Genomic DNA, 9111 nt, shown 5'->3' on the forward strand with positions numbered 1-9111 from the left:
CTTTCCCTTTTCCTTTTGTGATGCAAGTAAAGTAGCGCCATACTGTTGGAAACGGCAGTAATGACTTTTGGAAAAGGTGGAGTTCTGCATTTCAATATCAATGATATCACCATTAGTAGTCTTTACCTTAATATCAAGAACCATATCTTTATCATTTACATATTTAGGGTTAAGATCAGGATTAAGGACAGTGATTTGATGACATTTAATATTAAGGATATTTTCGATAAAGAGCTTTAACATAAAAATACAGTCAGGATCTAAGTCATCATATAATAAATACTTGAATAGAACATCATTTTTAAAATCATTACAAAATTGTTTTGACATAGAAAATACCTTTAATACTATATACAAAAGAATTATTCATTTTACTTTGTTTATTAAGTAAAAACATAATGAAATCTTTCATTAATTATTATTTTTGTTATAATTTTAACCTATTTTTATGCTGTTGCTTTATTATTTGACATTTAAATATAAAAATAATATTATAAAGTAGACTAGAGGACGGGAATATCCGTCATTTTTATTAGTTGAGGTGAAATATGAAAAATAAAAAACTGACAATGAATGATATTGCTAAGATGGCTGGAGTAGGTAAAAGTACTGTATCACGTTATTTTAATGGTGGTTATGTTAAAGAATCAACACGATTAAAATTAAAAAAAATTATTGAAGAATATAATTATGAGCCTAGTGCTTTAGCCCAATCACTGAAAGCTAAATATACTAAGACAATTGGTATTGTGGTACCATGTCTTGATTCAATTACTACTTCAAGAGTATTGATGGTTATGGATGAGTATTTAAAAGATTATGGGTATACAACTTTGATTGTTAATACTAACCATAATGAATTAAGAGAATTAACTTCAATTGAACAATTATGGCGGATGAATGTAGATGGAATCATTTTAATGGCAACGAATGTAACAATGGCTCACCAAAATATTGCAGCTAAAATTGATATTCCTTTGTTATTTGTGGCTCAGCGTTTTAAATTAGGGGTTTCAATTATTAATGATGATTATAATGCAGGTTATGATGTTGGAAAATATGGGGCAAGTCATGGACATAAATATATTTGTTATATTGGAGTAAATAGAAAAGATGAAGCAGTTGGAGTTTATCGTAAAGATGGTGTAATGGATGGTTTAAAAGAGTATGGAGCTATAAAAATTGATTTTTTGGAAAGTGATTTTTCTTTAGAAAAAGCATATCATATAGCTAAAGAGTATTTGCAACATAAACAACCATCATTAATTATTGGGGCAACAGATAACATTGCTCTTGGGTGTCTTAAAGCAATTAATGAATTAGGTTTCAAGATGCCTGAAGATATTTCATTGATTGGTTTTGGTGGATATGAGACATCATTATTTATTAATCCAAGTCTAACAACAATTAGATTTAATAATGAGGAAACTGGGATTAGAGCTGGAAAGACAATTATAGATTTGATTGAAGAGAATCATGTTGATGATTTACAATTGATTGATTATCAGTTGATTGAAGGAGAAAGTGTCAGAATAATATAATAAATTGTTGATTAAGGCGATATTTTTATAAATATCGTTTTTTTATGAAAAATATGGTATCGGTTTCACTTTTTTGCATGAATGTATTGACAGTTAATAAAATGTAGATTATAGTATATTTATGGAACCGATACCATAAAGGAGGATGGAAATGAATTATAACAATATAGCAAAGCAAATAATTCAATGTGTTGGTGGGAAAGAGAATATTACTGGGGCAATGCATTGTGCAACAAGATTACGTTTGAATTTGATTGATGAAAGCAAAGTTAATGAAGAAGCATTAACAGATATTGATGTTGTTAAAGGAACATTTTTAGCTAAAGGACAATATCAGATTATTTTAGGACCAGGACTAGTTAATTTGGTTTGTGATGAAGTAACAAGCATTTTAGGGATTAAAAATGAAAGTGTACATCAACCTCAAAAGGAAGAGGAAAAAGGTAATCTTTTACAACGTGCAGTTCAGTTGTTAAGTGATATATTTGTACCAATTATTCCAGCTATAGTAGCTGGAGGGTTATTAATGGGAATAAATAATATCTTGACAGCTAATGGTTTATTTTTTAAAGGTATGAGTTTAATTGAAGCATATCCACAATGGGCTGATTTAGCTACAATGATCAATTTATTTTCGAATGCTGCATTTACTTTTTTACCAGTGTTAATTGGTTTTAGTGCTACGAAAAAGTTTGGAGGAAATCCTTATTTAGGGGCAGCATTAGGGATGATCATGGTTCATCCAGAGTTGTTGAATGCTTATTCATATGGTAAAGCAGGAGTAGATGTACCTGTATGGAATATTTTTGGTTTATCAATTGAGGCAGTAGGATATCAGGGAACAGTATTACCAGTATTAGGAGTATCTTGGATTCTAGCAAATATAGAAAAACGTTTGCATAAAATAACACCAATTTGGTTAGATAATCTTACAACTCCATTATTTTCTACTATGATTACTGGGTTTATTACATTTATTATAGTAGGGCCAGTTTTAAGGGAAGCTGGAATATTGTTATCAGATGGAATTTCATGGATGTATAATTCACTTGGGTTATTTGGCGGTGCAATTTTTGGATTATTTTATGCTCCAATTTGTTTAACGGGTATGCATCATAGTTTTATAGCTGTTGAAACTCAATTATTGGCTGCTGTAGCAACAACTGGTGGATCGTTCATTTTTCCAACTGCATCAATGTCAAATGTAGCTCAAGGTGCTGCAGTTATTGCGATTTTATTATTAACAAAAGATAAAAAATTGAAAAGTATTTGTTCAGCCTCAGGAGTATCAGCGTTATTAGGGATTACAGAGCCAGCAATGTTTGGAGTAACTTTAAAACTTAAATATCCATTTATTGCTGCAATGATTGGTTCAGCGGTAGGAAGTGCTTATTTAGCAGCTACAAAAACTTTAGCAATTGCGTTAGGTGCAGCAGGATTACCAGGGTTTATTTCTATTGAATCAAGTTCTTGGCTAAATTTTGCGATTGGAATGATATTAAGTGCTACAGTATCATTTGTTATCACAATGATTTTGTATAAACGAGATGTAAATAAACAAGTTATATCTGTAAAAGAACAAGAAAGTATAAAAACAGAAATTATTAATTCCCCTTTAACAGGGAGGGTTGCTCCAATTAATGAGGCACCAGATGAGATTTTTGCTCAAAAAATGATGGGGGATGGGATTGTTATATTCCCAACTGAAAATATTTTAGTAGCACCAGTTAGTGGAAAGATTACAATGATTTTTCCATCTAAACATGCAATTGGAATTAAAACTAGTGATGATGTAGAAATCTTGATTCATATAGGATTAGATACAGTAAAACTTGAGGGTAAACCTTTTACATTATTAGTAAATGAGGGCCAAGAAGTAAAACAGGGGGATAAACTAATGGAAATTGATTTTGAAATGATTGAAAAAGCTGGTTATTCATCAGCAACACCAGTAATTATTACAAGTCAAAATCGATTTGAAATTATTAGTATGGGTAATAATAAAATAAATCAGGAAATTATAAAATTAATCTAGGAGAATTATATGGTTTGCTTAAATAATGAACAAATAAAAAAATTAGAAAAACAAGCAGTACAAGATGAATATCGTCTTCATTATCATTTAATGCCCCCAATTGGATGGCTTAATGATCCTAATGGTTTATGTCAATTTAATGGAAAATATCATTTATATTACCAGTATACTCCAGATAATTGTTTAGGTGGCAGTAAATATTGGGGACATTATAGTACACAAGATTTTATTACATTTAAAAATGAATCAGTTGCTTTATATCCAAACAGTTCATTAGATAAAGGTGGAGTATATTCAGGTTCAGCTATGATTAAAGACAATAAAATGTATGTATATTATACAGGTAATGTTAAACATATAGGAAACTATGACTATGTTAATACAGGACGTGAGCATAATACGATCATGGTTACTAGTGATGATGGAATTAAGTTTAATGATAAAATATGTTTAATGAAAAATACTGACTATCCTGATGATTTAACTCTTCATGTACGAGATCCACAGATTTTAAAAAATGGTAATCATTATAATATGATTTTGGGAGCACGAACTAAAGAAGATGTTGGCTGTTGTTTATTATATCGTTCTGAAGATTTAAAGAATTGGAAATATATTAATCGAATTGTTTCTAAACAGCCATTTGGTTATATGTGGGAATGTCCTAATTTAGTTAAATTTGGACAACAAACAATATTATTTTGTTGTCCACAAGGGGTAGAGAATCAAGGATATAATTATGAAAATCTTTATCAAAATGGCTATTATCTAATTAATGGTGATATAGAGGATAAATATGAATTAAGTGAATTTATAGAATTTGATCATGGTTTTGATTATTATGCTCCACAATTATTTGTAGATGAAAATAAGCGTGTAATTATAATTGGCTGGATGGGATTGCCAGATGTTCCTTATTCTAACCCAACTATTGATAAGGGATGGCAACATGCCTTAGCTCTTCCTCGTGAATTAACTTTTAAAAATAATAAAGTTTATCAATATCCTATTGAAGAAACAAAAAAACTTAGAAGAGAAAAGCAAGTAATAAACCTGCAAAAAAGTTTTGTTTTAAAAAATAATTGTTTTGAACTGTATTTACCAATAAATAATCAAGAGTTTACATTAAGACTTCGAAATGATGTAGTAGTAGATTATCATAATCAATTACTTACATTTAAGATGAAAGAGAGTGGATATGGTCGAGATATAAGACATATTATAATTAAAGAAGTACAAGAGATTACAATTTTTAGTGACAGTTCATCATTAGAATTATTTATTAATCATGGAGAATATGCTTTTACAACACGAGTATATGATCATAGTAGTAATCTTGAAATAGATGTCAAGAGAGATATTCAATGTATTTATTATGAATTAAATAGTTATAAGATTATATAGGTTAGAGTCATGCTCTAACCCTTTTATAACAATTAAAAATATTAAAATATTGTTTTGATTGAAAGGACTAATATTATAACTATAAAATTTAAACTAAAAGATAAAATGACTTAAGATTACTGGAGGTACAATATATTGATGAAAGAAAAAATATTTGTTTATGGAACATTACGAAAAGGTATGTATAATCATGAATTATATTTAAAAGATAAAAACAGTTTTATAGGAACTGGTTTTGTGAAAGGAAAATTGATGACTCTTAAAAATAAAAGTTATCCAGCTTTATTATTAGAAGGGAATGATTTAATTTTAGGAGAAATTCATGAAGTTGATAATAGTATTGTTGATCAATTAGATGAATTAGAAAGTTATTTTGGTGAAAATAATATAGATAATGAATATAATAAGATTGTTTGTGATATTTTTGATGAAGATGGTCAAGTCATTGATCAGATACCAGTTTATGTTTATAATATTTATAATTCTGCAAATGTAAAGTTATTGGATGCAGTAATTATAAGTGGTGATTTTGTTAAATATAGTCAAAATATTTAAGTTGTTAAAAGTTGATTTATTCAACTTTTTTTATATTTGTACTTTTTAAAAAGTATAAATATTCTTTTAAAATGTATAAATACAAATATTTATATTAATTTAAAATTATATATAGAAAGGGGTTTCATTTTTAGAGAGGAGTGTGATATATGCTATATGGATAATTTTTATTTGTTATAAAAAGTAATTGAGGAGGAAATTATGAAAAGAAGAATAGGAGCTATATTTTTAGCATTGATGATGGTGATTAGTTTTTTACCACTTACAATAGTTAAAGCTGAAGGTAGTGAGTTAATCATTAATGATTCTCAAATTGGTAATGAATTACATCAGATTAGTTATAGTACAGGATGGGGAGATAGTACTGGATATCCAGATCGCTTTTATGGTGGTGATGAACATTGGTTTAATTTTTCTAATTATGTAGATGGAGATCCATTGCCATCTTTTGAAGTTAAGTTTAAAGGGACTGGAATTGAATTATATGGTGAAAAACAATCTGGGTTAGGTATTTATAATATCTATTTAGATGGTGAAAAAATTGATACTGTTGATGCATATAGTGCTACTAGTGTAGCTTCAGGGAAACTGTATGAAAAAACAGGTATTGAATATGGGGAACATACTTTAAAAGTAGAACTTTCTAAAACTAAAAATGCTGCTTCATCAGGAACTGATGGTGAAATAGATTATTTAAAAGTATTAGGAGTTAAAGAAGAAGTTACTGATAACTATGTTTCAAAAATAGAAGATAGTGAAACGACTACAAGTGATGAATTATTCAAATTCAAATATACTGGTAACTGGAAAGCAAGTACTGGTTATCCTAACATGTTTTCAAATGGTGATGAACACTATGCATATGCTGGTGATTATTATGAAATAACATTCATTGGGACAAAAGTAGAAATTTATGCTACTAAAGATAGTGGACATGGTGTTTATGATGTATATATTGATGATGTAGCAGCTGGTCAAGCTGATGGAACTATTATAGGAAGTAGAGTACATAAACAATTAATTTATACATCAGAAGAATTAACTGATGGACAACATACAATTAAAGTAATGTTACCAGAAGATGCAACAGGTGCAATTCAAGTAGATTTTGCAAAAGTTTATCATGGTGCGATTAATCCAAGTGAAATTACTTTAAGTGAAACAGATATTTGTTTAGAAACTGGAATGACTAAAGAAATAACTGCTGAAGTTGCTCCAAGTGTAGCAACAAATAAAAAAGTTGTTTGGGAAAGTAATGATGAAAGTGTTGCAACTGTAGATGAAGATGGTGTTATTACAGCAGTTAGTAGTGAAGAAGCTAACACAGTAGTAACTGCAACTGTAGAAGGAACTAGTTTAAGTGCTTCTGTAAATGTTAGAGTTGTTCCTGTAGTAGAATTTTTATCTGCTTATGTTGGTTCAACTAATGTGTTAGAAACACAAGATGATTATGCTAATTTATTAACTAATTATACAAATAGTTGGAAAGATGTAGCTTGGAAAGGTGATGTTTTAAGTTCTAAAATTGTTACTTGTTCAAGAGATAAAGATGTTCATAATGCAGAAGTAACAGCTAGTAATTTTGTAAATGGAAGTTCTGTTATTTCATCTGATAATGTTGAAATTAAATGGTTAAAAGAAGTTTCAGCTAATGTTGGACGTAATAGACCTTCAAATGCACCAGTAAAAGAATTCCCAGATGTAATCTATAAAGGTGGTAAAGTTGATATTGAACCTGAAAGTGCAAAATTTGCATGGGTAACTATTAATGTACCAAAAGATGCTAAACCTGGATTATATCAAGGAACTGTAACAGTAAAAGCAGATGAATTGGAAAAACCATATGAATTTAAATATGAATTTGAAGTACTTGATTTAGTACAACCAGAAACAACTGAAACAAATACACAGATTCAAATTTGGCAACATCCATTCTCTGTAGCTAACTATTATCTTGGATTAGGTAAAACTCCATCTGGAGGAATTACAAATGAGCTTGCAGAAGATTTCTATTTTACAGAAGAACATTTTAATTTAATGCGTGATTCTATGAAAGAATATGTAGCTATGGGTGGTAAAGATGTAGTTGCTAATATTGTAGAAGAAGCATGGAATCATCAATCATATTATAGTGATCCATCAATGGTAAAATGGACAAAGAAAACTGATGGAACATTTGAATTTGATTATACATGGTATGATGCATGGATTAATTTCCAAATAGAATGTGGAGTTATTGATCCAGAAAATGGATTTGGACAAATTAAATGTTATAGTATTGTTCCATGGAATAATCAAATAGCATATTTTGATGAAGCAACTGGAGGAACAGTTAAAAAATCATATACACCTGGGGCAGCAGATTGGCAAGAAATCTGGACAACATTCTTAACAGATTTTATGGAACATTCAAAAGAAAAAGGGTGGTTTGACATTACATATATTTCAATGGATGAAAGAGGTTTAGATCAATTACAACCAGCAGTTGAACTAATTAGTGGTTTAACTGATGAAAATGGGGTAAGTTTTAAAATTTCATCAGCATTTAACTTTAATAACAGTTCAAGCTATGATTTCACTGATCAAATTGATGATATTTCGATCAATTTAGGAAATGTAGATCAATCAGCAAATCAAGCAACAAAAGCATTAGCAACACATCGTAAAGAATTAGGATTAATGACTACTATTTATACTTGTACAGGTGATTATCCAGGAAACTTTGTAATTAGTGATCCTGCAGATAACAACTGGGTAATGTGGTATACATTAGCACAAAACACAGATGGATTCATGCGTTGGGCATGGGATAACTGGGTATATGATATGGAAGGTGACGTATCATATCGTTATTGGGAACCTGGAGATGGATGGTTCATTTATCCAGTTGAAAAAGATGTAGTTGATGAAGAATATAATGCTTCTTTCTATAGTACACCAAGATATGAAATGATGAAAAAAGGTATTCGAGATATCAATAAAGCAAAATATTTAATGGAACAATCAGATGAATTAAAAGCTAAGATAGATGAATTGGTTGGAACATTAAGTAAACCAAAACAAACAACTAGTTATGGAAGTGCTGTAGCTGCAAATAGTACAGTACGTCAATCAACATTAAATGATGTAAATAGAATGAGAGCTGGAATTATTGAAATCTCAAAAGAAGCAGTAGCAAATAAACCTGTAGAAGTAAGTAAAGCAGCATTACAAATAGCTGTAGAAATGGCTAGTGCTGTAACAGCAGAAGATTTAGATAAAGTAGTACCAGCAGTAGTAACTGAATTCAATGCTGCATTAGAAGAAGCAAGAGTAATCTTAGCTGATGATAATGCAACACAAGAAGAAGTGGATGCATCATTTGCAAGATTATCAGTAGCAATGCATATGTTAGAATTCTTAAAAGGTGACAAGGCTGAATTACAAGACCTAGTAGATTCAACAGCAGACTTAGCAGCAGAAAAATATACACCTGAAACATGGGCAGTATTAGAAGAAGCATTAACAAATGCAAATACAGTATTAAACAATGAAAATGCAATGCAGGAAGAAGTAGATGGAGCATATGATAATTTA

Annotated in this window: 6 protein-coding genes; 5 read left to right on the plus strand and 1 reads right to left on the minus strand. The window is 29.6% G+C overall.

What is annotated here, in order from left to right:
- On the minus strand, positions 1-330 hold a 330-nt coding region (locus BMW96_RS13395; protein ID WP_177165859.1), incomplete at its 3' end, for a PD-(D/E)XK nuclease family transposase.
- 218 nt (positions 331-548) lie between these two features.
- Between BMW96_RS13395 and BMW96_RS13400 the strand changes: the two genes are divergently transcribed.
- The 5 genes from BMW96_RS13400 to BMW96_RS13420 form a co-directional block, all read left to right on the plus strand.
- Positions 549-1541, plus strand: coding sequence for a LacI family DNA-binding transcriptional regulator (locus tag BMW96_RS13400; RefSeq protein ID WP_092356977.1), 993 nt, complete (start codon positions 549-551; stop codon positions 1539-1541).
- A gap of 151 nt (positions 1542-1692) precedes the next feature.
- Positions 1693-3576 carry a sucrose-specific PTS transporter subunit IIBC gene (locus BMW96_RS13405; protein ID WP_092356980.1) on the plus strand — a complete coding sequence of 628 codons (1884 nt, stop codon included), beginning with the start codon at positions 1693-1695 and terminating at the stop codon, positions 3574-3576.
- Between the two features lie 9 nt (positions 3577-3585).
- Positions 3586-4980, plus strand: coding sequence for a glycoside hydrolase family 32 protein (locus BMW96_RS13410; RefSeq protein WP_092356983.1), 1395 nt, complete (start codon positions 3586-3588; stop codon positions 4978-4980).
- Between the two features lie 138 nt (positions 4981-5118).
- Positions 5119-5535, plus strand: a complete 417-nt coding sequence (locus tag BMW96_RS13415) for a gamma-glutamylcyclotransferase family protein (RefSeq protein ID WP_092356986.1) — start codon at positions 5119-5121, stop codon at positions 5533-5535.
- A 201-nt stretch (positions 5536-5736) separates the two neighbouring features.
- On the plus strand, positions 5737-9111 hold a 3375-nt coding region (locus BMW96_RS13420; protein ID WP_092356989.1), incomplete at its 3' end, for a glycoside hydrolase domain-containing protein.

Source organism: Thomasclavelia cocleata (assembly GCF_900102365.1).
GTDB classification, from domain to species: domain Bacteria; phylum Bacillota_I; class Bacilli_A; order Erysipelotrichales; family Coprobacillaceae; genus Thomasclavelia; species Thomasclavelia cocleata.

Bases quoted from the DNA above. Each gene is read 5' to 3' on its own strand.
- BMW96_RS13400 (WP_092356977.1), top strand. From the start codon at position 549: ATGAAAAATAAAAAACTGACAATGAATGATATTGCTAAGATGGCTGGA.
- BMW96_RS13405 (WP_092356980.1), top strand. From the start codon at position 1,693: ATGAATTATAACAATATAGCAAAGCAAATAATTCAATGTGTTGGTGGG.
- BMW96_RS13410 (WP_092356983.1), top strand. From the start codon at position 3,586: ATGGTTTGCTTAAATAATGAACAAATAAAAAAATTAGAAAAACAAGCA.
- BMW96_RS13415 (WP_092356986.1), top strand. From the start codon at position 5,119: ATGAAAGAAAAAATATTTGTTTATGGAACATTACGAAAAGGTATGTAT.